Below are 23,460 nucleotides of genomic sequence, written 5' to 3'. Positions count from 1 at the left end.
TGATTTGGACGGACCCTAATCGTTTTCGCGCACTGGCCAAAGGAAATTCGGGCAAATTTGCAAACTACTGCAAAGTGCGCGACAGCAAACTGCAAAAACTGCTAACTCCGGATTGTGGCCATGGACCTTCCCGGCTGCGTGGAGACAATATCATTCATGACAGCCCCACCCAACAGCCAGACGCGGCGCGGTCCGCCGCACATAGCAACACTGATCCTGATGTCGGGACTGGCAGCGCTGGTGATGAACATATTTCTGCCCAGCCTGCCCCGCATGGCCGAATATTATCAAGCGGATTACGCATCGATTCAGCTTTCGGTGGCGCTTTATCTCGGGGCCAGTGGCGTCTTACAGATCTTTATCGGGCCGCTGGCTGACAAGATCGGCCGCCGTCCGGTTGCGCTGGCGGGGGTGGGGCTGTTCATGCTGGCCACGTTGGGCTGCCTGTTCGCGCCCACGGTCGAAATTTTCCTGTTTTTCCGCATCACACAGGCCATTGTCGTGGTCTGTCAGGTGCTGGGCCGCGCCGTAGTCCGCGATATTTACCCCGAGGACAAGGCCGCCAGCATGTTGGGCTATGTCACCATGGGTATTGCGGTGATACCGATGATGGCCCCGGCACTGGGCGGCGCGCTGGACGAAATGTTTGACTGGCAGGCCAGTTTCTGGCTGCAATTCATCCTTGGCGGGCTGACACTCGGGCTGATCTGGTTCGACATGGGCGAGACCGGTCACAAAAGCGGCAAAAGCCTGATGGCGCAATTCGCCGAATACCCTGAACTGCTGTGCAGTCCGCGCTTCTGGGGCTATTCGCTGGCGATCGGGGCCTCGTCAGGGGCATTCTTTTCGTTTCTGGGCGGCGCGCCATTCGTCGGCAGCGTCGTGTTTGCACTGTCGCCAACCGAGCTTGGCTTTTATTTTGGCGCACCCGCGATCGGGTATTTCACCGGAAATTTCCTGACCGGACGCTATGCGGTACGAGTCGGAATCAACCGGATGGTATTAATCGGATCGCTGGTCGTGGCCTTCGGCATGGCGCTGGCGCTCGCCCTGTTCGCGCTGGGGCTTGGCAGTGCGCCGGTGTTTTTCGGCTGCATGATCTTTGTCGGGCTGGGCAACGGCACGGCGATTCCCAATGGGACCGCAGGCATGCTGTCGGTGCGCCCGCATCTGGCGGCAACCGCATCCGGGCTGGGTGGCGCGATCATGCTCGGCGGCGGTGCCGCACTCAGCGCGCTGGCCGGCGCATTGCTGACGCCGGAAACCGGTGCATGGCCGCTGATGTGGCTGATGTTGGCGACCGCCCTGCTGTCGCTGCTGGCCATCGGCATAGTGATCGCGCGCGAAAGGCAGTTACGCCTGTAACGGCGCTTGTATACCCGAGTTTGCAAATATACTTTCGCGCAGGGAAACTTTGCAAAGGTGCCAGATGGCGATTCAGAAACTCTATGCCGGGGCCAAGCTGCGGGAAATCCGCACGCGGCTGGCGCTGACGCAAAAGGATTTTGCCGCCAAGCTGGGCGTGTCCCTGCCCTATCTCAACCAAATGGAAAACAACAACCGCCCGGTCAGCACCACAGTGATTCTGGGACTGGCGCAGGAATTCGGGCTGGACGTGACCGAACTCTCCACCGGCGACAGCGAGCGCATGGTCAGCGATCTGCGCGAGGCGCTGGCCGATCCGGTCTTTGCCGACACGGTGCCGCCGCTGGCCGATCTGCGGCTGGCCGCGTCAAACGCGCCGACGCTGGCACGCGCCTTCATCGAGTTGCACCGCGCCTATCGCCAGACCCATGAGCGTCTTGCCTCGCTGGACGAAGCATTGGGCCGCGAAGACACGCGCCTACAACCCAGCCCTTGGGACGAAGTGCGCGATTTCTTTCACTATTGCGATAATTACATCGACGCGGTCGACCGTGCCGCCGAACACTTTGCCGAACGCGCTGGCCCGGACATCCGCGCCGGCACCTTGCGCCATCTGGCGGCGCGGGGCGTGACGGTCACATTCGCGGTGATGGACCTGTTGCGCAGCTATGATGCCGAAACCCAGACGTTACGCTTGTCGGCACGCGCGGCACCGGCGACGCAATTGTTCCAGATGCTGCTGCAAACCGCGCTTCTGGATCAGGACAAGCTGCTGGAGGCGACGCTGGATTTCGCCCGCTTCCAAAGCGACGCGGCGCGCGCCATCGCCAAGATCGGGCTAGCGAACTATTTTGCCGGGGCCGCGATGATGCCCTATGGCACATTCCTGAACGCAGCGCAGACCTGCCGCCACGATCTCGAGGTTCTGGCCACGACATTTGGCGCGTCCATCGAACAGGTGGCGCATCGCCTGTCCACGATGCAACGTCCCGGCGCCAAGGGTATTCCGTTCTTTTTCGTGCGCGTCGATCAGGCCGGCACCATCACCAAACGCCACAGCGCCACGCGGCTGCAATTTGCCCGCTTTGGCGGCGCCTGCCCATTGTGGAATGTCCACCGCGCCTTCGAAACGCCGGGCCAGTTTCTGCGGCAACTGGCCGAGACCCCGGACGGGGTACGTTATATCAATCTGGCGCGCGACGTGTCGAAACCGGGGGGAGCATGGGGCGCGCCGGTCCGCCGCTATGCGATTTCATTGGGGTGCGAGTTACGCCATGCGGGAGCACTGGTCTATGCTGACGACCTGGACCTGACCACCGCCGCCGCGTTCGAACCGATCGGCATTTCCTGCCGCATCTGCGAGCGCAAGACCTGCCATCAACGCTCGGTCCCGCCGCTCGAACGCCGGCTGTCGATCGACAACGACCAGCGCGACGTGCTGCCCTATCGGGTCGAGTGAGCCGCCTAGCGCTGCGCCACCTGCCATGCCGGATTGACCCACATCTGATCATTGGCGCGGGCCAAGGGTGTGCGTTCCAGCAGATGATCCGACATCTTCTCGCCCACCATGATCGAGGGCGCGTTGATATTGCCATTGGTGATGCGCGGGAAGATCGAACTGTCGGCCACGCGCAGCCCCACGACACCGATTACCCGACCTTGCGGATCAACCACTGCGTCGGGATCGTCCGCGCGCCCCATGCGGCAGGTGCCGCAGGGGTGATAGGCGCTTTCGACATTATCGGCGATAAAGCCGTCCAGCTCCGCATCGGATCGCAGCGCCGCGCCCGGCTGGATCTCGTGCTTGACGAAGGGGGCAAAGGCCGGCTGCGCGAAAATCTCGCGGGTCAGGCGGATACAGGTGCGGAAATCCTCCCAGTCCTGCGGCTGGGACATATAGTTGAAACGGATCACCGGGGCCGCTTCGGGCGCGGCGCTGTGCAGGGTGACGCTGCCCCGGCTGGCCGAACGCATCGGGCCGACATGGGCCTGAAACCCGTGCCCTTCGGCCGCCGCCTGCCCGTCATAGCGCACCGCCATGGGCAGGAAGTGATATTGGATATCGGGGTATTTGACACCGGCACGGCTGCGGATAAAGGCCGCGCTTTCGAACTGGTTGGAGGCGCCCAGCCCGGACTTGCCCAGCATCCATTGTGCCCCGATCCACGCCTTGCCCCAGATATTCCAATGCTTGAACAGGGTGATCGGCTGGCTGGCGGCCATTTGCAGATAGATCTCGAGATGGTCCTGAAGGTTCGCCCCCACGCCGGGGCGGTCGGCCCGCACCTCGATCCCGTGATCCCGCAGATGCGCGGCAGGGCCGATCCCCGACAGCATCAGCAGCTTGGGCGAGTTGATCGACGAGGCCGCCAGCACCACCTCGCGTCTGGCGCGGACAATCTGACGGCTGCCCTTGCGCTCGATCTCGACCCCAACGGCGCGGCCATCTTCGAGCACCACCCGGCAGGCCAGCCCGCGCACAAGACGGCAATTGTCGCGTTTCAGCGCCGGGCGCAGATAGGCATTGGCCGCCGACCAGCGCCGCCCCTGCCAGACGGTCTGCTCCATCGGGCCAAAGCCTTCTTGCTGATGGCCGTTGTAATCGTCGGTCAGTGGATAGCCCGCTTGCTTTCCGGCCTCGACAAAGGCCGCGTAAAGCGGATTCTGGCGCGGCCCGCGGGTCACGTGCAGCGGCCCGCCACTGCCGCGCCATGCGGCATCGCCGCCATGGCCGCCATCTTCCCAGCTTTCCATGCGCTTGAAATAGGGCAGCACATCGGCGAAGCCCCAGCCGGTCGCGCCGACGCTTTCCCAATGGTCGAAATCCAGCGCATGGCCGCGCACATAGACCATCCCGTTGATGCTGGACGAGCCGCCGATCACCTTGCCGCGCGGGCAGGCCAAGCGGCGGCCGTTCAGGTGCGGTTCCGGTTCGGAGTAATAGCCCCAATCATAACGCCCCATGTTCATCGGATAGCTGAGCGCGGCGGGCATCTGGATGAACGGTCCGATGTCGCTACCGCCATGCTCAATGATCAGCACCGACGCCCCGGCCTCGGACAGGCGATAGGCCAATGCGCAGCCGGCACTGCCGGCCCCGACGATGACAAAGTCGGCGATCATGGTGTCTCTGCTCATAGCGTCGCCCCGGATTGGTGAAGGTCCATCAGAATTTTCATGCCTCCGGCGGGGATATTTACAGCAAGAAGAAGCATCTATTCTCCTCTTGGGAAACGTTGTGCGGTTTCAAGAATGTTCAGGTCCATATGGTTGCGCATGTAACGCTCGGACGCCTTTTGCAGGGGCTGGTAATCCCACGGGTAATACCCGCCCTTGCGCAACGAATCGTAGACCACAAGACGCCGCGCCTGACTGGCGCGTATATCGGCATCGAAGCGCGCCAAATCCCAGCGCCGCTCGGCCATGGCACGCAATGTGGCAAGTGTACCGGCATGGGCGGGCTCGCTGGCCAGATTGCTCAATTCATCCGGGTCGGATGCCAGATCAAAAAGCTGGTCGGGGTCCAGCGCGCAGCGGATATATTTCCAGCGCCCGTCGCGCAGGCAGATCAGCGGCGCATCCGAGCCTTCGGCGGCGTATTCCATCGCCACCGGTTCGCTGCGGGAATCGCCATGGGCCAACGGGGTCAGATCCTGCCCATCGGTCCAAAGTGCGATTTCGGTCAGGTCGATACCCGCCAACGCGGCCAATGTCGGCGTGACGTCCAACGTGGATACAGGCCTATCAATACGGCAAGCGGGCAGATCGCGCGCGCTGATCATCAGCGGCACCCGCGCCGAGCCCTCGAAGAAGGACATCTTGAACCACAGCCCGCGCTCGCCCAACATGTCACCGTGATCAGAGAGGAAGACCACGATCGCCTCCTGCCGCGTGTCGTCGAGCACCTGGAGGATTTCACCGACCTTGTCGTCCAGATAGGTGATATTGGCGAAATAGGCTTGGCGCGCGCGGGCGATATCGGTGTCGGTTATATCATAGCTGCGCCAATCATTCGCGTCGAACAGGCGTTTGGAATGGCTGTCCTGATCATCATAGGGGATCGCCGACACCCCCGGCGCGAGATGGGCGCAATCTGCATAGAGATCCCAATATTTGCGCCGTGCCACATAGGGATCATGCGGATGGGTGAAGCTGACCGTCAGGCACCACGGGCGCGGATCGTGGCCACGCGCCAGATCGTAAAGCTTGGCGCGGGCGTGATAAGCGACCTCGTCATCATATTCCATCTGGTTGGTGATCTCGGCGACCCCGGCCCCGGTGACCGAGCCAAGGTTGTGATACCACCAGTCGATACGCTGCCCCGGTTTGCGATAATCCGGGGTCCAGCCGAAATCGGCGGGGTAGATATCGGTGGTCAGCCGGTCCTCGAACCCGTGCAATTGGTCGGGACCGACGAAATGCATTTTGCCGCTGAGACAGGTGTAATAGCCGGCGCGGCGCAGATGGTGGGCATAGGTCGGGATGTCGCTGCGAAACTCGGCCGCGTTGTCATAGACGCCGGTGCGCGAGGGCAGTTGCCCGGACATGAAGCTGGCCCGCCCCGGCGCACAAAGCGGACTGGCGGTATAGGCGTTGGTGAACCGCGTGCTGCGATCCGCCAGAGCGCGCAGGTTCGGCGTATGTAGCCAATCGGCGGGACCGTCGGGAAACAGCGTACCGTTCAACTGGTCCACCATCAGGATCAGGATGTTGGGTGCGGTCATGTTGCCTCCCTCAGCATATCGAGCACGCGCAGCGCGTGATCCACCGCCATTTGCGGCGTGTCTGGGTGGTTCAGCGCGGCGCGGATATAAAGCCCGTCGATCAGCGCGGCGAGGGTTCGGGCCGCGCCCTCAGGGTCGGCGCAGAGCGGGCGCAGCGCATGGGTCAGGTTGCTGCGGATGCGGTGCTGATAGATCCGCCACAAGCGCAGGGCCTGATCGTTCTTCTGCGCCATCACATAAAAGCTCATCCAAGCGCTGATCGTCTCGGGGGTGAAGCAGACCGGCGCGAAAGAGGCCCGGATGATCGCGGAGGCACGGTTCTGCGGGGCGGCGCGGGCCAATTCGGCACGCACTTCGGCACCGAAATCCGACAGGATGCGGCGCATGGCGGCGAGGAAAATCTGATCCTTACCACCAAAATAGTGGTGCGCCAGCGCGCTCGACATGCCGGCACGGCGGGCAATTTGTGAAACGGTCACATCCAACGAGCCGGACTCACCAATCTCGGCGATGGTCGCCTTGACCAGTGCCTCGCGACGCATTGGTTCCGCTCTGACTTTCGCCATTTCAGGCCTCCACGGCAATTGCGGATCACCCTAGAGCGCATTGACTGACCAGTCAATCAACGTTGATTACATGGTCAGCAACCGTGCCGCGATGGGCCACATCACCAATGCGATCAACAAGTCAAGCACCTGCCATGCACGGGGCCGCGCGAACAGCGGGGCCAGCAGCCGCGCGCCATAGCCAAGACTGAAGAAAAACACGAAACTGGCGCAGGTCGCGCCCAATACAAACCCTAGCCGGTCATCATATTGCGCCGAGACCGACCCCAGCAAAACCACCGTGTCGAGATAAACATGCGGGTTCAGCCAGGTCAGCGCCAGAACGACGCCCAAGGTGCGCCACAATCCGCGCCCACGCCCGTCTTCGGCCCGCAAGGCTTCACCGCCGCGCCACGCATTGCGCAGGTTCAACGCGCCATACCAGAGCAGGAACGCGGCACCACCATAGCGCATCACCGGCTCCAGCCAGGGCACCGCCCGCGCCAGCGCCCCAAACCCCGCGACCCCGGCGGCAATCAATAGCGCATCCGACAGCGCGCAGGCCAGACAGACGGCAAAAACATGATCGCGCCGCAAGCCTTGCCGCAACACAAAAGCGTTCTGCGCGCCAATCGCCAGAATCAGACTGAATCCAAGCGCGAAACCGGGCAGGAAAGCCGAACTCATGACGCCTCCGGGCGGAATTGACCAAAAACGGGTGGCATCAATGTCCCCGTCGCCAGCCACGATCGTGCCGCAGGCAGTGATCAGTGACTCAACTGCCGATATTGTGATTTTGCTAAGGGGCTACAGCCCGTTACAGCTGATCCAGAACCTCGTCCGAGGCTTCGAAATTGGTGGTGACGCGCTGCACGTCGTCGTCATCCTCAAGCGCCTCGATCAGCTTCATCAGCTTTTCCATCGCCTCAAGATCCATCTCGGTCGTGGTGGTGGGTTTCCACACCAGACGGGTCGCCTCGCTTTCGCCCAGTTCGGTCTCAAGCGCATTGGAAACATCATTCAGATCGGTGTCGACGCACCAGATCATATGCCCATCCTCGGAGCTTTCGACATCCTCGGCGCCGGCTTCGATTGCCGCCATCAAGACAGTATCGCCATCGCCGACCTCGGCTGGATAGACGATTTCGCCCTTGCGATCGAACATGAAGCCGACGCTGCCGGTCTCGCCCAGATTTCCGCCATATTTGGTGAAGGTAGAGCGCACGTTGCTGGCGGTGCGATTGCGGTTATCGGTCATCGCCTCGACAATGATCGCGACACCATTCGGGCCATATCCCTCATAGCGGATTTCTTCGTAATCATCGCCCTCACCGGCCTGAGACCGTTTGATCGCACGGTCGATGACATCCTTGGGAACCGAATTCGATCTGGCTTCTTTTACCGCCAGACGCAGGCGCGGGTTCTTGTCAGGGTCTGGATCGCCCATTTTGGCCGCAACGGTGATCTCTTTGCCCAGCTTCGCAAAAAGCTTGGAGCGCACAGCATCCTGGCGCCCTTTGCGGTGCTGAATATTTGCCCATTTGGAATGGCCGGCCATTTTGGTTCCTTGTCCTGCTTGTGTGGGTGACGATCATATAACCCCGACCGTCACCCTGGTTCAAGATATCCGCCCCTGCGCAGTGGCTTTCAGCGCTTGCTTCTCGGCAAGTGATCGAGCCCAACGTTAGGGATCGGTTCGGCAATCCCAGGATCACCGAACCGACGGCAAATACTATTCAAGTGCGGCGTCGATTAACGCGGAAAAGTCCGCATAGGTTTGGTTGGACACTTTGCTGCCATTCACGACGAAACTGGGGGTCGATTCGATCTTGTCGGCTTCAGCGTTTTTCTGGAACCACGCCACAAGGGTCTGCGCCTTTTCACCGTCTTGAAGGCAGGCTTCGATCTGGTCGCTTTCCATACCGGCAAGACGGCCGATCTTGCGCAACTCGTCCACAATGGCGTCAGGTTCGCCGGCACGGGTCCAATTTTCCTGGCCCTTGAAGATCAGATCAGAAATGCCAAAGAACCGCTCCTCACCGCCGCAGCGCGCAACCAGCGATGCCCACAGACCGAAGCGGTCGAAATAGACCTCGCGGTAGGTCCATCTGACCTTGCCGGTGTCGATGTAATTCTTCTTGATCTTCTGGAACGTATCTTGATGGAAATTGGCGCAATGCGGACAAGTATACGAGGAATACTCGATGATCTCGACCGGAGCGTCCTCGGCCCCCAAGGTCATTTCCTGAATCGTCGAAATGTCCACCTCGGCGACACCCTGCGCCTGTGCGGCGCTGATCAGGGCGTTCCCTGCTTTTGGCGGGTTTTGCGATGTCATAGTCAGATATGCGCCCAGCGCAAGCGCAGCCACGGCTCCGATCAATACGGTCATTCGGGTCATTTCTGCCCCTTTCTCAAAGTTTGCTTTTGGATAATACGTTGCGCCCCAGACGCTCGAGGGCCGCGCGAAGATCGTCGTTTTGCACCGCATGCGCGCGTTGCTTTGCCTGTTTCAGGATTTCTGGGTCAGGCGGCGGCGTCGGCGCGGGCGGCGCTGGCGCAAATAAGGCTTGCCCTTCGGCAAAACCGGTCGGCGCAGTCTGGGTGATACGCACGCGGCTAATCGCGTTATAGCCATACACTCCGTTGACCTTTTTGCGCAGCTGTTCCTTTTGCATCTCCAGCATGGGTGCATGCGGGCCGGTGGTAAGCACGGTCAGCGTTGCCCCAAAGCCACCCCGTCCATAGGTGATTTTGACTGGTCGCGCGATTTCAGCCATGTTGGCCCCGGCAATTTCGGCCCAGTGAGTTAACAGCCGCGACACTGCGAAACCACGGCTTTCACCCACACGGCGGATCTGCTCGCTTAGCACGCTTGCGGTACGTTTAAACCCGCGGGTGGAAGATTTCCGTCGCGACATCTGGTGATTTCCCCGTTTCGTAAGGCTATTGTAATGACCAAATTGGCAGGTGCCAGTGAAACCCACGGTAAAGGCATAAACAATGCGTGACGGCAAGATTAGCGAGACTTTGCTGGCGTGGTACGATACCCATGCACGCGATCTGCCTTGGCGGGTCAGCCCGGCAAGGCGCTCAGCCGGACAGCACCCCGACCCGTATCGCGTTTGGCTGTCCGAAATCATGCTGCAGCAAACGACCGTGGCCGCGGTGCGCGATTATTTCCATCGTTTCACCGCGCTTTGGCCGGATGTGCAAGCTTTGGCCGCCGCGCCCGATGGTGATGTTATGGGGGAATGGGCCGGGCTTGGATACTACGCACGGGCGCGCAACCTGCTGAAATGCGCGCGGATCATCGCCAGCGAATTTGGCGGGCAATTTCCGACAAATCACGACGCGCTTTTGGCTTTGCCGGGGATCGGCCCCTATACCGCAGCGGCAATTTCCGCGATTGCGTTCGATCTGCCGGAAACCGTGATGGACGGCAATGTCGAACGCGTGATGGCCCGGCTATTCGACGTGCACAGCCCGCTGCCCACCGCCAAGCCCGAATTGAAAGCCCATGCCGCCGCCCTGACCCCGCAAAACCGGCCCGGCGATTATGCCCAGGCGGTGATGGATCTGGGCGCGACCATCTGCACGCCTCGCGCCCCGTCCTGCAACCGCTGCCCCCTGCACAGCCGCTGTAGGGCGCGCCAGACCGGTACGGCTGCTGAATTGCCCAAGAAAACCCCCAAAGCACCCAAACCGACACGGCGCGGCATCGTTTATCTGCTGCAACGCGATGACGGTGCCTGGCTGCTTGAGCGCCGTCCGGACAGCGGCTTGCTGGGGGGCATGCTGGGCTGGCCCGGATCGCAATGGGGCGAGACTGCCCAGAAGGCAGCACCGATCAAAGCGGATTGGCAAGTTCTGCCCGCGGAAGTGCGCCATACCTTCACCCATTTCCACCTGATCCTGACGGTAAAGACCGCAACGGTTTCTGCCGCTCGAAACCCGCAGACCGGGTTTTTTCTGACACGCGAGGAATTTCGCCCCTCAGATCTGCCCACTGTGATGCGTAAGGCCTATGATCTGGCACAGTCGACAATGGCTGCCGGTGTCGAATAAAGATCGCGATGGCCCATAAAACGCTCATCAATTGGCGCAATGCCCTGCCCTTCTGGCTGAGCTTTCTGCTGTTGCCGCTGGTCTGGATCGCCGCCATCCATGGCGGCTGGACCCTGTTGTTGCCGCCACTGGCAGCATGGTATTTATTTGCGGCGCTGGACGGCTTGATTGGGCTGAACCTGAGCAATGCCGACCCCGAAACGCCGGAAGACGACCTGACATGGTATATCGCGCTGACGATGTTCTGGGGCCTCGCGCAATTTCTGACACTGTTCGGGCTGATCTGGTACGTAACCCACACCGGCCACCTGACCAGCTGGGAAAAGATCGCGCTGTTCTTTGGCGTCGGCGTGCTGACCGGCACCATCGGGATCAATTACAGTCACGAATTGATGCATCAGAAAAGCCGGCTTGAGCGTGGTATGGCCGATCTGCTATTGGCAATGGTGCTGTATTCGCATTTCCGTTCGGAACACCTGCTGGTGCATCACCGCCATGTGGGCACGCCGCGCGATGCGGTCACGGCGCGCTATAATGAAGGGTTCCACCGCTTTTATCCGCGCGTACTGCGGCAAGCGCTGATCTCGGCCTTTCGGGCGGAACGTGACATGCTGACCCGCAAAGGGCTGCATTGGACACATCCCCGCAATCCGTTCTGGCGGTATTGGATATTGCAGGGCGTGATGTTGCTGCTTGCCCTTGCGCTCGGCGGCTGGGTTGGTCTGGGCCTGCTTCTGATACAGGCCGGGGTCGCGATCTGGCAGTTGGAACTGGTCAATTACGTCGAACATTACGGCCTCACGCGCAAATATCTGGGCGACGGGCGCTATGAGCATGTCCTGCCCCGCCATTCCTGGAACGCGGCACATAAGGCATCGGGCTGGCTTTTGATCAATCTGCAGCGCCATTCCGACCATCATTATAGACCTAACCGGCGCTTTCCCCTGCTGCAAAACCATGACGAGGCATCTGCACCACAATTGCCCCATGGCTATCCGTTGATGGCAGCAGCAGCAATGGTACCGCCGCTCTGGCGCCGCATGATGAACCCGCGCGTGCGGCACTGGCGAAAGGCGTTTTACCCCGAAATCACCGATTGGAAAGCCTATAACAAGGCAACCAATCCGATGCCGAAGTGACGCTCCAGGGGCCGGAGTTCACATAGGGTTTCGGCACCAGCTTTGCACAGGCGCTGGCGCCCAGCCTATCCGTCAATCTGGGGCCGCTGGCGGTTCAGTTCACCCTGCAATCGGGGGCAGCTCCGGGTATTTCAGGTAGCGCACCGTCGGGCCGCACATCGCCGCCGGTCGGTTACATGCGGCTCCCGGTGCGCCGCAATTTTCATATATGATCCAAGCATTTATCTGCGCTGTTTCGGACCAGACGCTTTTCGCGCCAGTTGTCGACTGCCGATATAGGGCAATCGCCTAACGCGCCTGATCCGATCAGCTTCGCAGAGCCGCGAGCCTCTCCACAACCCGATCCGCCATTCCCGCGCAGCGACGCCCGTCAAACGGAAATATGGCCGAAAACTCCTGCGCGAAACTTTGCTCGAAATGGGCTCGCAACATGTGGCGCGCGCGAAACAGCCGCGTCTTGACGGTAACCCCCTTTACCCCCATCAAATCGGCGACTTCGGCTGTAGTCATCTCCTCGACGTCGCGCAGCATATAAGTCAGGCGAAACGGCTCGGGCAGGGTGTCGATCGCCAGTTCAAGAAATTTGCGCACCTCGGCGCGGTACAATTCGGATTCGGGATTCTCTGGTTGTGACATCGATCCGGGAAAGTCTCCTTGGGGAAGCTGCGGTGCGCCGTCGCGAAAATCGGCAAGCTCGACAACCTTGGCCTGTCGTCGCAAGCGACCAAAAGCCTCGTTCATCACGATCCGGGTAATCCATGTTAAAAACGCAGCCTCGCCCCGGAAGCTATCCAGCTTGGTGAAGCCGGTCACATAGGCGGCCTGCACCGCATCCTCGGCGTCGCCGTCATCGTGCAGGATACCGCGCGCGACCCGAAACAGCCGCTGATTGCAACGCTGGATCAGCGCGCGTACGGCAGCTTCGTCTTCGGCGCGGGCCAGCGCAACCAATTCGGCCTCGTCAAGAGCGTTATAAACCTCGTGCGATTGTGCTGATCCTGCGCGCATGTCATCCACCCATTCGGTAAACGTTTTTCTGTTTCAAAATTTCAGTGATGGACGGAAACCCGTCAAGCACCACCTTGGGCAGATCACCGTCGGGATAGCCGGTTAAATCGCCCGGCTCGGGGGCGGCCACAATGATACGCCCGACCATGCCGGCCATTTCGTGAGGCAGGCAGAGGTAATCATAGACCCCCGGCACAGTGAGAACTGTCTCGAAACTTTCCCCCGGCAGCAAATAATCGCTGTCGAATGGCGTGGCCCCGTCGGGAATGCGGCGCGGATGACCTTGGTTTTCAGGGGCATAGGCTGTGGCAGTGTGCGAATTGCCCTTGTCATGGTTGGTCCAGCGAACCGTCTGGCCGGGCTGAATCAGCACACCGAGCGGATCAAACCAGACTTTCGAACCGTCGGGCCGCCCCGACATACCTATTTCAACGACATCAGCGCCCAGCGCAAAGCCGGGCAAGAGGGAGAGGCCGGCAACCGCGCTGCCGCCCGCCCCCAGAAAGCGCCTGCGCCGCACCTTATTCGGCCACTCTGGCTTCGTCCTCGGGCGAGACAGCCCAAAGCACGATATGGATATGGGGTTCTTCCACGCCCGGATGGCCGGCGTTGTAATAGATATCCGTATGATCGACCAAGACGGTCGGAACCGCGAGATTGTCAAAGCTCATCTCGGGGTTCATGGCCGCAGTCGGGATCATGTAGGTCGAGCTGACCAATTGCCCGTCATGATCATAGGCGACAAACGGCCCCGCCGGCAGGGTCTCGGGATTGACGTAAAGCTCTCCCATACCGGGCAGGAAATCGGGCAGTGCCACCAGATCGCTGACCTTCTGATAGGGCGCTTCCGGCGGATAGGTGGCGACGGCCTCCTCCGGACCATGCGCAAAAGCCGGGGTGATTGCCACCATGGAGAGCGCCGCAACAGTGGCGAAAAATCGGGTCATTTCATGTTCCTTTTTCCACATTCAGCCCAGGCCGTTGCTGGCCTGTCTGAACCATTGGATGCGCCTGGGCGCAAAAGGTTCCCGAAATTTAACGTTTTTCTAGGCGCAGCGCGCCATTTCATGGCGTCGAGGGAGAAAGACGGTCAACAGGCCCAGCAGCGGCAGATACGCGCACACGCGATAGACGAACTCGATCCCGCGACTGTCGGCCAGCACCCCCAGCACCGCCGCCGCGATACCCGCCATGCCGAAGGCAAAGCCAAAGAACATCCCGGCAACCATGCCGACCCGGCCCGGCACCAACTCTTGCGCGAAAACCACGATGGCCGGAAACGCTGCGGCAAGGATCACCCCGATTATCACCGACAGTGCCCCGGTCCAAAACAGCGAGACATAGGGCAGCATCAGCGTAAACGGCAGCACGCCCAGTATCGACACCCAGATCACAGTCAGCGGGCCGACCCGGTCGCCAATCGCGCCGCCCAGCGCCACCCCGACCGGCATCGCACCCAAAAACAGAAACAGCATCACCTGCGCGCTCTGTGTGGACAGGTCGAAGCGGTCAATCAGAAAGAAGATGTAATAGCTGGTCATGCTGGCGGTATAGATGTTCTTGGTAAAGACCAGCAGCGCCAGCACGATCAGCGCGATTTGCACCCGGCGGCGCGGCAGCGGCAATGAGGCCGGTGCCGACCCGCGCGCAGCATTGGTTCTTTGCCAGCGGCCATACCACGCGCTGACCTGCGACAGGATCACGATGCCCAGCAAGGCCGCCAGCGAGAACCACGCAATGCTGGGCCGCCCCAATGGCAGCACGATAAAGGCCGCCAGCAGCGGGCCGATGGCGGTGCCGAAATTCCCGCCGACTTGAAACACAGACTGCGCCGCGCCGAACCGCCCGCCGGAGGCCAAGCGCGCGACCCGAGATGCCTCGGGGTGGAAGATCGCCGAGCCAAGCCCGATCAGCATCGCCCCGACCAGCAGCACCCCATACTCACCCGCAAGTGCCAGCAGGATCAGCCCGATCATCGTCGATCCCATGCCCAGCGGCAGCGCATAGGGGAACGGGCGTCGGTCCGTGACCAGCCCAATCAGCGGTTGCAGCAGCGACGCGGTCACCTGAAACGCAAAAGTCATCAGCCCGATCTGCCAGAAATCCAGCGCAAATTCGGCGCGCAGCAGCGGATAGATCGCCGCCAGCAACGACTGCATCACATCGTTGAGCATGTGACACAGGCTGACGCCGATAATCACCAGCCAAGTGGCGCTGTCGGGCGTTCTGCTATCCGCTGCAGTCATATCGCTTGCCTCTATCACCGTGCGCCCATTCCGGGTCTGCCATCGCGCAGGCGGGACAATGGCGGGTCAGAACGCCTTGAACGTGATCGTGGTGAGCGAGCGCTCGATATCGGGAATGTCGAGCAGATGATCGTTGATGTATTTGCCGACATCTTCCTGCGGTGGAATGTACAGTTTCATCAGCAGGTCATAATTACCGCTGGTGGAATGAAGCTCGGAATGAATTTCGCGCAAGGCAATTTCCTCGGCAACTTTATAGGTAGTGCCGGGCTTGCAGCGAATCTGAATGAAAACACAGGTTGTCATGGGTTCGGCCTCTGGATCAGGTCCACCCCAAGCTGACACGCCCCACTGCCGCGTGCAATCCCCGTCTGCAGCCGTGACAGGGTCAAGCGATCTCGGCATCTTTGAAATGCTGATTGATTGCCGACGTGACCGGCGTTAGCATTTTCGCAGGCATACGCTATGACAAATGACGGCTCTGAAACAATCCGGCAAACAACGCTGACGTGCCCGTCTTGTGGTCACGCAGCCACCGAAACGATGCCCACCGATTCCTGCCAGTGGTTCTATGAGTGCGCCGCTTGCCATACGGTGTTAAGACCGCGCGAAGGCGACTGCTGTGTTTATTGCTCCTATGCGACGGCCCCTTGCCCACCGGTTCAAGAAGGCAAATCCTGTTGCCGATAGAGCATAGCCTGAAAGCTGATTTCGCCTCGTGCCCCTCCGTCGCCGCTCCGGCCGTGACGGCCCGGTTTTCGGTGGCAAAAGCTTTTCAACGGCTTCGGACCGACCCGGCAGCCATAAAAGCATAATAGGAAGTACCAAGGCGCGCCGACGCAAACTGACTAGAAAGCGGCGCGCCGCGCGCCTATAAGCAGCCCGAACAGACAGGAAAGGGCCGCAAATGCGCACCAGCCAGATTGCCCGCAAAACCGCCGAGACCGACATCAATGTCGAAATCAATCTCGACGGCAGCGGCGCTTACGACAATGATACCGGCGTTGGTTTTTTCGATCACATGCTGGACCAGTTGGCGCGTCATTCGCTGATCGACATGAAGGTGCGCACTAAGGGCGATCTGCATATCGATGACCACCACACTGTTGAGGACACCGGCATCGCGCTGGGGCAGGCGCTGGCCAAGGCATTGGGCGACAAGCGCGGCATCAACCGCTATGGCTCGTGCCTGCTGCCGATGGATGACGCGCTGGTGCGTTGTGCGCTGGACCTGTCTGCACGGCCTTTTCTCGCTTGGAACGTGAACCTTCCGACGCAGAAAATCGGCACATTCGACAGCGAACTCGTACGCGAGTTCTTTCAGGCATTTTCGACACATGGCGGGATCACCCTGCATCTGGATGCGCTGCACGGCTTTAACAGCCACCATATCGCCGAGGCGACCTTCAAGGCGGTGGCCCGCGCGCTGCGCATCGCTGTCGAGACCGACCCGCGCAAATCTGACGCGGTGCCCTCGACCAAGGGCGCGTTGTGATCGGATGCTGACCGCGATCATCGATTACGAAAGCGGCAACCTCCATTCGGCGGAAAAGGCGTTCCAGCGGATGGCACGCGAGATAGACGGCGGCACCGTCACCGTCACCTCGGATGCGGATGTGGTGGCACGGGCCGACCGGATCGTGCTGCCGGGCGACGGCGCCTTTCCCGCCTGTGCTGCGGCGCTGCGCGGGCAATCGGGCCTGTACGACGCGCTACGCGAGGCGGTGGAGCAGCATGCCCGCCCATTTCTGGGTATCTGTGTCGGCATGCAATTGATGGCCGAATGGGGCCGTGAATACAGCGACACGTCCGGTCTGGGATGGATCGGTGGCGAGGTCGTAAAAATCACGCCCGATGACCCGGCGCTGAAGGTGCCGCATATGGGCTGGAACGATCTGGTGATCGACGCGCCCCACCCCGTGTTTGACGGGGTCAAAACCGGCGACCATGCCTATTTCGTGCACTCCTATCATTTTCGTGTCACCACCCCGGCGCAGCGTCTGGCGCATGTCAATTACGGTGGCGACGTGACAGCCGTGGTCGGACGCGACACCATGATTGGCATGCAGTTCCACCCCGAGAAAAGCCAGGCAGTGGGTTTGCGCATGATCGCCAACTTCTTGCGCTGGACACCTTAGCGCCGACCCTGCCCGCTCTCGACGCGCGATTGATTCGCATGGCGCGTTGCATATCGCCCGTGCCTTGTGTCATATCGCGGTGAAATCGACATGGAAAAGGCCGCTGACATGATCCTCTATCCCGCAATCGACCTCAAGGATGGGCAGGCCGTGCGCCTTGTACAGGGCGAGATGGAGCGCGTGACCGTATTCAATGACGACCCTGCCGCCCAAGCGCGCGAATTTATCAATTCCGGATGCGAATGGCTGCACTTGGTGGATCTGAACGGCGCTTTTGCGGGCGAACCGGTCAATGCTGCCCCGGTCGAAGCGATTCTTGCGGCCAGCACCGTACCAGCGCAGTTGGGCGGTGGTATCCGCGACATGAAAACCATCGAAACCTGGATCGAAAAGGGCTTGGCGCGCGTCATCCTCGGCACGGTCGCGGTGGAAAATCCCGATCTGGTGCGCGAAGCTGCACGCGCGTTCCCGGGTCAGATCGCGGTTGGTATCGACGCCCGCGGGGGCCGTGTCGCGACCAAGGGCTGGGCCGAGGAAACCGATGTTATGGTGACTGATCTGGCGCGCTCATTCGAGGATGCGGGCGTTGCCGCAATCATTTACACCGACATCCTGCGCGATGGTGCGATGAAGGGGCCGAACGTGCAGGCCACCGCCGATCTGGCGCGGGCGGTGTCGATCCCGGTGATCGCGTCGGGCGGGGTATCTTCGTTGGACGACCTGATCGCGTTACGCGATTGCGGCGTCGCCCTGAATGGTGTGATCTCGGGGCGGGCGCTCTATGATGGCGCTCTGGATCTGGGCGCGGCCCTGGCAACGCTCAAGGCGTAAACGGCTCGGGAGCCGGTGTTGCGCCACGACAATGGCGAAAGCCGGTAAATGCGCTAGACCCGCAGCAGAAGGAAACCGTCATGCTGAAAACCCGTATCATTCCCTGTCTTGACGTGGCCGATGGCCGTGTCGTCAAGGGCGTCAATTTCGTCGATCTGGTCGATGCCGGCGACCCGGTAGAATCTGCACGCGCCTATGATGCCGCGGGCGCGGACGAACTGTGTTTTCTCGACATCCACGCCACCCATGAAAACCGCGGCACCATGCATGACGTGGTCCGACGCACCGCCGAGAACTGCTATATCCCGCTGACCGTGGGCGGCGGTGTGCGCACCCCCGAAGATGTGCGCGACCTGCTGCTGGCCGGAGCCGACAAGGTGTCGTTCAACTCGGCCGCCGTGGCAGACCCCGATGTGGTGGCACGCGCCGCCGACCGCTTTGGCAGCCAGTGCATTGTCGTCGCCATCGACGCCAAGACCGTGAGCCCCGGCAAATGGGAGATATTCACCCATGGCGGACGCAAGGCCACCGGCATCGACGCGGTGGAATTTGCCCGCATGATCACCGACAAGGGCGCGGGCGAGATCCTATTGACCTCGATGGACCGCGACGGCACCCGTGCCGGGTTCAACATCCCCCTGACCCGCGCCATCGCCGATGCGGTGGACGTGCCGGTGATCGCTTCGGGCGGTGTCGGCACCCTGGATCATCTGGTGGAAGGTGTGCGCGACGGCCATGCCAGTGCCGTGCTGGCCGCGTCGATCTTCCACTTCGGCGAGTATACCATTGCGCAGGCCAAGGAACACATGGCCGCTGCCGGCATCGAGGTGCGCCTGACATGAGCGTTCTGGAAGAGCTTTGGCATACCATCGAAAGCCGCAAAGGGTCGGACCCCGACAATAGCTGGACCGCCAAATTGTTGGCAAAAGGTCCCGAGAAATGCGCTGAAAAATTCGGTGAAGAGGCAGTTGAAGCCATTATCGAGGCCATCAAGGGCGACCGCCCGGCCCTGACGCGCGAAGCGGCGGATGTTCTGTATCACCTGCTGGTCATGCTCGCCGCGCAGGATGTGACGCTTGACGATGTTCTGGGTGAACTGGCCCGGCGGCAGGGGCAATCGGGTCTCGACGAGAAGGCAAACCGGAGCGGACATTGATTCGCCACCGGCCATGTCTGATCAAAGAAAGGCGTCCAAGGACAAGCCTTGAACGCCAGTGCGGAACGAGGGACAGTGAAGTACTGCGGGAGGTTCCAGTCCCCGCAGTCACTTATCTATGTAGGCTTTGTATCGCGTAAGGAAAGGCCGCTCTCGCTTACGTGATCACATGAGGCTGTAAAAGCTGGCGCATAGCCGGGTTTCCTGTCAGCGGCGTCGGCTTGCATATAGGGCAATTGCCGCCGCATTCGACACATTGAGCGAACCAAATCCACCCGCCGCGTCAATCCGGACCAGTTGATCGACGGTGTCCCGAGTTCTGGCACGCAGCCCCGGCCCCTCGGCACCCAGCACAAGCGCGACAGCGCGATCACTTTTGCCCTCGATTGCCTGTTCGACGGTGTGTTCCGCTTCGCCATCCAGCCCCAGCACCAGATAACCCATGTTCTGCAACGCGATGATGGTATCAGCCAGATTACGCACACGCAGATAAGGCTGCCGCTCCAGCGCACCACTTGCCGCCTTGGCCAGCGCGCCGGTCTCGGGGGCAGCGTGATGCCGCATACCGATCACAGCGGACGCACCCAGCACTTCGGCGGACCGCAAGATCGCGCCCACATTATGCGGATCACTGACCCGATCCAGCAGAATCACCCGCGGCGCGTCGCGCCCGATACAGACCTCTTCCAGACTGCCCCAATTCAGCGGCTTAACCTCAAGCGCAGCACCCTGATGCACCGATCCGGGATCAAGTGGCGCGGCGAAGCGGCGCGGGTCCGAAATCTCCGGCTCGATCTCCGCCGCAGCGATGGCATCGGCCAATTTGTCTTGCGCATTTTGTGTGACAATCAGGCGCAGCTTTTCCCGCTGCGGGTTCAACAGCGCATCGCGCACCGCGTGCAGGCCGAACAGCCAAACGGTTTCAGCAGCAGCGGCTTTACGGGCCTTTTCCTTGTCCACCACCCATTTTGGTTTTTTCATTTGCTCGCCCTCTGACACGCTGTCTTGCCTCTTGCGCCAAATCCAGCAGCTTTTCCGGTTGACGACCCCAATGCCCGCTTGTAATCACGCCTTTACGTCGGGCGCAACGCGCTTTGACAGTGGGCGACAGGCCGCAAGGTGTGGCAGGGGACTGTAACTCCCTCGCGGAGACGCACGCTAGGTTCGATTCCTAGGTCGCCCACCATTTTCATGGGAACAGAAAATCGTCGGGACGCAGTAGGCAGTCGCCCGCCGACCGGTTACTGATCTGCGCGAAAACTGGTTTCAATCTGGCCGTGGCGGGCCATCATCCGTGCCACAAGCCAAACGCCAAGCGCCCATGCCGCGCCCAGAGTCCACCCGGCCAGTACATCGGTCGGCCAGTGCACACCCAGAAACAAGCGGCTGATGCCCACAAGAAACGACAGTACAACGGCGAGCGAAATGTAAAAGGCGCGCATGCGAAACTTCCGCTCCGTCCGCGCCAACATGACACCCAACGTCAAATAGGTCACCGCCGCCATCATCGAATGGCCCGACGGAAAAGACGCCGACACCGCATCGACAAAATGCGGAACGATGTCGGGACGTGGCCGCGCAAAACTGCTTTTTGCCAAATGCCCGAGCGCCTGCCCGCCCACAATTGCAACCGCAAGAAACAGCGCCGTCGCAGGCTGGCGCCGCAAGATCAGGAAGACCAGCACGGCAAAGGCGATCAGCGTCAGCACAGGGGCGCTGCCAAGCCCGGTGAAATCGCGCATCATCTCAGCAATCTTCGGTCCGCCGATCGAATTGCTCAGATCCTCGGGCTGGCGCAGGGCAAGCAGGATCGCCGTATCAAACGCATATGGATCACCATTTACGACCCGGCCCGCAAGTACGGCGAACGCCCAGATCGCGCCGACGACAAACAGAATGGCGATCAAGGTGAGGGTTTCAACACGGCGGAACATGTCGGTGACGATGGTCGGTAATGGCATGGGCGTCCTGCTGGCTCTGCACGTATTGTTCGGCAAGCAGTCGGCGACGCGCCGACATTTGTCAACGAGCGACGTCACAGCCGCGCGGCCGAGGATGACAAATGAAGCCTACCACCGCTCCGGTTGACATAATGCCGCAGTGGAACTAGGCATTGGCCAACCGTGGGGGTGCCGTTACCGGCTGAGAGGCGCAAGCCAACCCATCGAACCTGATCCGGGTCATGCCGGCGGAGGGAACGGGTTTTTGCAGCCGATGGCTCCACTCCCGCAAACTTACCGCCCACGACCCGACCTGAAAAAACGGGGGGCGTGATGACATTTCTGGCGCTGAGCATTGCCGGCTCGGACAGTGGCGGTGGCGCGGGCATTCAGGCCGATCTCAAGGCATTTTCCGCACTCGGCGTTTACGGCGCGACGGCAATCACCGCAATCACCGCGCAGAACACGCGCGCCGTCACCAAAGTCGATCCGGTCAGCCCGGCGATGATCCGCGCCCAGATTGCAGCAGTGTTCGACGATCTCGCGATTGGCGCGGTCAAGATCGGGATGCTGGGCGACGCTGACGCCATCGCGGCGGTGGCTGCGGAACTGGACGGGCGCAAGGTGCCGGTCGTGGTCGATCCGGTGATGGTGGCGAAATCCGGCGACGACCTGCTGCCCGAAGCGGCGATCGACGCGCTGCAGCGCCTGATCTTGCCCCACGCTTCCTTACTGACCCCCAACCTGCCCGAGGCAGCCCGGCTGCTTGGCTGCGCCGAAGCCAGCGACGCGGCCGAAATGCGCCGCCAGGGCCGTGCGCTGATCGAAATGGGCGCGCGGGCCGTCTTGATGAAAGACGGGCATGGCACCGGGGCGGAGTGCCGCGACCTGCTGGTGCTGCCCGAGGGCGAAGAGCAATTCACCGCGCCGCGCCGAGATACCCAAAACACCCATGGAACCGGTTGTACCCTGTCTGCGGCGATCGCGGCGTTGCTGGCGCGCGGATTCGACCTGTCCGAAGCGGTGCGCGGTGCGCATCAATATCTGCAGGGTGCGATTGCCGCCGCTGATGAATTGGGTATCGGTCGCGGTTACGGGCCCGTACATCACTTCCACGCGGTCTGGCCCGATGGCTGAGGTAACTGTTCTTGGGGCCGGCGTGGCTGGGCTTTGGGCCGCGCGGGAACTGCTGGCGCAAGGCATCACTCCGCGCGTTATCGACCGCGCTGGCGCACCGGGGCCCCATGGCTGTTCATGGTGGGCCGGCGGCATGCTGGCACCGCAATGCGAAGGCGCGGTGACCGAACCCATCATCGTCCGCCATGGCGCCGAGGCCGCGCACGCCTGGGGCAAGGTTACCGAATTGCAGCGCAAGGGCACTTTGGTGCTTGCGCTGGAGCGCGACCGCGCCGAACTTGACCGCTTCGCCGCCCGCACCGAGGGTCACCGGCAGGTGAACGCGGCAGAAATCGCCGAACTCGAGCCGCATCTCGCCCCCCGGCACCGGCGCGGGCTGTTCTTCGAGACCGAGGCGCATCTCGACCCGCGCCGCGCACTGGCCGACCTCGTGGCGGCACTGGAGGCCGATGGGGTAACCGTGCAGTGCGCCGAGGCCTTGCCCGAAGCACTATCTGGCCCTGTACTCGACTGCCGGGGCTTTGCGGCGCACGACGTTCTGCCGGAATTACGGGCGGTGCGCGGCGAAATGGTGCTGTTGCGCGCACCCGAAATCGAGCTTTCGCGCCCGGTGCGGCTGCTGCATCCACGCCATCCGCTTTACATCGTCCCCCGTGGCGGCGGGCTGTTCATGTTGGGCGCAACCCAGATTGAAAGCGCGGCGCGCGGCCCGGTCACCGCCCGCTCGGCACTGGAGCTTCTGTCGGCAGCCTATGCGCTCGACCCGCGTTTTGGCGAGGCCGAGATCGTCGAATTCGGTTCAGACCTGCGCCCTGCCTTTCCCGATAACGTTCCGCGGATCACGCCGCGCGGGCGGGTGCTGCATCTCAATGGACTGTTCCGCCACGGCTACCTGATGGCACCCACGCTGGCGCGCCAAGCCGCAGCCTTTATCGCAACCTCTGAAAAAGGAGACCTTTTCCATGAAGATTGACGTCAATGGCTCCCCCCGCGAAATCGACGCGGCAAACCTCGCCGCCGCGCTGGAGCAACTGGGCTGGGGCGAGGCCCGTGTGGCCACCGCGCTGAATGGGCGTTTCGTCCCGGTTTCGGCGCGGCCCGGAACGCCGCTTTCCACAGGCGACCGGCTGGAAGTGCTGGCGGCAATGCAAGGGGGCTAAGCC

The 23,460-nt window shown here is 61.5% G+C and carries 27 protein-coding genes, 1 tRNA gene and 1 riboswitch; of the genes, 14 read left to right on the top strand and 14 right to left on the bottom strand.

Features of this window, described 5'->3' with window-relative positions; all coding sequences use genetic code 11:
* Positions 1-156: 156 nt before the first annotated feature.
* Positions 157-1,365 (top strand): multidrug effflux MFS transporter, encoded by a 1,209-nt coding sequence (locus JAO82_RS06945; protein WP_198685647.1) that lies wholly within the window; start codon positions 157-159, stop codon positions 1,363-1,365.
* Between the two features lie 64 nt (positions 1,366-1,429).
* Complete coding sequence (locus tag JAO82_RS06940; protein WP_198685646.1) at positions 1,430-2,824, top strand: helix-turn-helix domain-containing protein; 1,395 nt, start codon at positions 1,430-1,432, stop codon at positions 2,822-2,824.
* A 5-nt stretch (positions 2,825-2,829) separates the two neighbouring features.
* On the opposite strand, the gene betA is transcribed toward JAO82_RS06940, so the two are convergent.
* From betA to JAO82_RS06905, 7 genes are all read right to left on the bottom strand, one after another.
* Positions 2,830-4,488, bottom strand: a complete 1,659-nt coding sequence (betA, locus tag JAO82_RS06935) for a choline dehydrogenase (RefSeq protein WP_198685754.1) — start codon at positions 4,486-4,488, stop codon at positions 2,830-2,832.
* 92 nt (positions 4,489-4,580) lie between these two features.
* The gene (gene betC, locus JAO82_RS06930) at positions 4,581-6,089 is read right to left on the bottom strand and encodes a choline-sulfatase (RefSeq protein WP_198685645.1); all 1,509 of its coding nucleotides are present in this window, start codon (positions 6,087-6,089) and stop codon (positions 4,581-4,583) included.
* Positions 6,086-6,655: a choline-binding transcriptional repressor BetI gene (gene betI / locus JAO82_RS06925; protein WP_198685644.1), complete on the bottom strand. Its 570-nt coding sequence runs from the start codon at positions 6,653-6,655 to the stop codon at positions 6,086-6,088. Before betI ends, betC begins: the two co-directional genes overlap by 4 nt.
* A 66-nt stretch (positions 6,656-6,721) precedes the next feature.
* The gene (locus JAO82_RS06920; RefSeq protein ID WP_198685643.1) at positions 6,722-7,321 is read right to left on the bottom strand and encodes a LysE/ArgO family amino acid transporter; all 600 of its coding nucleotides are present in this window, start codon (positions 7,319-7,321) and stop codon (positions 6,722-6,724) included.
* Between the two features lie 130 nt (positions 7,322-7,451).
* The gene (locus JAO82_RS06915; protein ID WP_198685642.1) at positions 7,452-8,192 is read right to left on the bottom strand and encodes a YebC/PmpR family DNA-binding transcriptional regulator; all 741 of its coding nucleotides are present in this window, start codon (positions 8,190-8,192) and stop codon (positions 7,452-7,454) included.
* Between the two features lie 174 nt (positions 8,193-8,366).
* Positions 8,367-9,035 (bottom strand): DsbA family protein, encoded by a 669-nt coding sequence (locus JAO82_RS06910; RefSeq protein WP_198685641.1) that lies wholly within the window; start codon positions 9,033-9,035, stop codon positions 8,367-8,369.
* A gap of 13 nt (positions 9,036-9,048) precedes the next feature.
* Positions 9,049-9,555, bottom strand: a complete 507-nt coding sequence (locus tag JAO82_RS06905) for a DUF721 domain-containing protein (RefSeq protein WP_198685640.1) — start codon at positions 9,553-9,555, stop codon at positions 9,049-9,051.
* Positions 9,556-9,637: 82 nt separating this feature from the next.
* On the opposite strand from JAO82_RS06905, the gene mutY reads away from it, so the two are divergent.
* On the top strand, positions 9,638-10,702 hold the full coding sequence (mutY, locus tag JAO82_RS06900) for an A/G-specific adenine glycosylase (RefSeq protein WP_198685639.1): 1,065 nt from the start codon (positions 9,638-9,640) through the stop codon (positions 10,700-10,702).
* An 8-nt stretch (positions 10,703-10,710) separates the two neighbouring features.
* Complete coding sequence (locus JAO82_RS06895) at positions 10,711-11,841, top strand: alkane 1-monooxygenase (protein ID WP_198685638.1); 1,131 nt, start codon at positions 10,711-10,713, stop codon at positions 11,839-11,841.
* Positions 11,842-12,147: 306 nt separating this feature from the next.
* On the opposite strand, the gene JAO82_RS06890 is transcribed toward JAO82_RS06895, so the two are convergent.
* The 5 genes from JAO82_RS06890 to JAO82_RS06870 form a co-directional block, all read right to left on the bottom strand.
* Complete coding sequence (locus tag JAO82_RS06890) at positions 12,148-12,849, bottom strand: RNA polymerase sigma factor (RefSeq protein ID WP_198685637.1); 702 nt, start codon at positions 12,847-12,849, stop codon at positions 12,148-12,150.
* 1 nt (position 12,850) lies between these two features.
* Positions 12,851-13,369 carry a plastocyanin/azurin family copper-binding protein gene (locus tag JAO82_RS06885; RefSeq protein WP_332872501.1) on the bottom strand — a complete coding sequence of 173 codons (519 nt, stop codon included), beginning with the start codon at positions 13,367-13,369 and terminating at the stop codon, positions 12,851-12,853.
* A gap of 1 nt (position 13,370) precedes the next feature.
* Positions 13,371-13,796, bottom strand: a complete 426-nt coding sequence (locus JAO82_RS06880; RefSeq protein ID WP_198685636.1) for a hypothetical protein — start codon at positions 13,794-13,796, stop codon at positions 13,371-13,373.
* A 99-nt stretch (positions 13,797-13,895) separates the two neighbouring features.
* Positions 13,896-15,095 carry an MFS transporter gene (locus JAO82_RS06875; RefSeq protein ID WP_198685635.1) on the bottom strand — a complete coding sequence of 400 codons (1,200 nt, stop codon included), beginning with the start codon at positions 15,093-15,095 and terminating at the stop codon, positions 13,896-13,898.
* A 66-nt stretch (positions 15,096-15,161) separates the two neighbouring features.
* Positions 15,162-15,401 carry an Lrp/AsnC family transcriptional regulator gene (locus tag JAO82_RS06870; RefSeq protein WP_198685634.1) on the bottom strand — a complete coding sequence of 80 codons (240 nt, stop codon included), beginning with the start codon at positions 15,399-15,401 and terminating at the stop codon, positions 15,162-15,164.
* 159 nt (positions 15,402-15,560) lie between these two features.
* Between JAO82_RS06870 and JAO82_RS14260 the strand changes: the two genes are divergently transcribed.
* From JAO82_RS14260 to JAO82_RS06845, 6 genes are all read left to right on the top strand, one after another.
* Entirely contained in the window at positions 15,561-15,785 is a 225-nt protein-coding gene (locus JAO82_RS14260) for a GDCCVxC domain-containing (seleno)protein (RefSeq protein WP_232897276.1), read from the top strand.
* A gap of 217 nt (positions 15,786-16,002) precedes the next feature.
* On the top strand, positions 16,003-16,590 hold the full coding sequence (hisB, locus tag JAO82_RS06865) for an imidazoleglycerol-phosphate dehydratase HisB (RefSeq protein ID WP_198685633.1): 588 nt from the start codon (positions 16,003-16,005) through the stop codon (positions 16,588-16,590).
* A 4-nt stretch (positions 16,591-16,594) separates the two neighbouring features.
* Positions 16,595-17,233: an imidazole glycerol phosphate synthase subunit HisH gene (gene hisH, locus JAO82_RS06860; RefSeq protein ID WP_198685632.1), complete on the top strand. Its 639-nt coding sequence runs from the start codon at positions 16,595-16,597 to the stop codon at positions 17,231-17,233.
* A 108-nt stretch (positions 17,234-17,341) separates the two neighbouring features.
* Positions 17,342-18,064: a 1-(5-phosphoribosyl)-5-[(5-phosphoribosylamino)methylideneamino]imidazole-4-carboxamide isomerase gene (gene hisA / locus JAO82_RS06855; protein WP_198685752.1), complete on the top strand. Its 723-nt coding sequence runs from the start codon at positions 17,342-17,344 to the stop codon at positions 18,062-18,064.
* An 80-nt stretch (positions 18,065-18,144) separates the two neighbouring features.
* Positions 18,145-18,906, top strand: coding sequence for an imidazole glycerol phosphate synthase subunit HisF (gene hisF, locus JAO82_RS06850; RefSeq protein WP_198685631.1), 762 nt, complete (start codon positions 18,145-18,147; stop codon positions 18,904-18,906).
* Complete coding sequence (locus tag JAO82_RS06845; RefSeq protein WP_198685630.1) at positions 18,903-19,220, top strand: phosphoribosyl-ATP diphosphatase; 318 nt, start codon at positions 18,903-18,905, stop codon at positions 19,218-19,220. The genes hisF and JAO82_RS06845 overlap by 4 nt, the downstream gene beginning before the upstream one ends.
* Positions 19,221-19,427: 207 nt before the next feature.
* Here JAO82_RS06845 and rlmB read toward each other — a convergent pair whose 3' ends face one another.
* A complete protein-coding gene (gene rlmB / locus JAO82_RS06840; protein ID WP_198685629.1) occupies positions 19,428-20,201 on the bottom strand; it encodes a 23S rRNA (guanosine(2251)-2'-O)-methyltransferase RlmB in 774 nt (257 codons plus the stop codon).
* A gap of 121 nt (positions 20,202-20,322) precedes the next feature.
* On the opposite strand from rlmB, the gene JAO82_RS06835 reads away from it, so the two are divergent.
* Positions 20,323-20,406, top strand: a tRNA-Tyr gene (locus JAO82_RS06835).
* 55 nt (positions 20,407-20,461) lie between these two features.
* Here the strand turns inward: JAO82_RS06835 and JAO82_RS06830 are convergent.
* A complete protein-coding gene (locus JAO82_RS06830; protein ID WP_198685628.1) occupies positions 20,462-21,181 on the bottom strand; it encodes a phosphatase PAP2 family protein in 720 nt (239 codons plus the stop codon).
* A gap of 154 nt (positions 21,182-21,335) precedes the next feature.
* Positions 21,336-21,434, top strand: a riboswitch (TPP riboswitch).
* Between the two features lie 59 nt (positions 21,435-21,493).
* On the opposite strand from JAO82_RS06830, the gene thiD reads away from it, so the two are divergent.
* From thiD to thiS, 3 genes are read left to right on the top strand one after another with little or no spacing between them, the layout of a single operon-like run.
* Entirely contained in the window at positions 21,494-22,297 is an 804-nt protein-coding gene (thiD, locus tag JAO82_RS06825; protein WP_198685627.1) for a bifunctional hydroxymethylpyrimidine kinase/phosphomethylpyrimidine kinase, read from the top strand.
* Complete coding sequence (locus JAO82_RS06820) at positions 22,290-23,270, top strand: FAD-dependent oxidoreductase (RefSeq protein ID WP_198685626.1); 981 nt, start codon at positions 22,290-22,292, stop codon at positions 23,268-23,270. Before thiD ends, JAO82_RS06820 begins: the two co-directional genes overlap by 8 nt.
* On the top strand, positions 23,260-23,457 hold the full coding sequence (gene thiS, locus JAO82_RS06815) for a sulfur carrier protein ThiS (RefSeq protein WP_198685625.1): 198 nt from the start codon (positions 23,260-23,262) through the stop codon (positions 23,455-23,457). The genes JAO82_RS06820 and thiS overlap by 11 nt, the downstream gene beginning before the upstream one ends.
* Positions 23,458-23,460 lie beyond the last annotated feature (3 nt).

Source organism: Pontibaca salina (assembly GCF_016307205.1).
Lineage (GTDB): Bacteria > Pseudomonadota > Alphaproteobacteria > Rhodobacterales > Rhodobacteraceae > Pontibaca > Pontibaca salina.
This window is presented reverse-complemented; position numbering and strand designations above follow the sequence as displayed.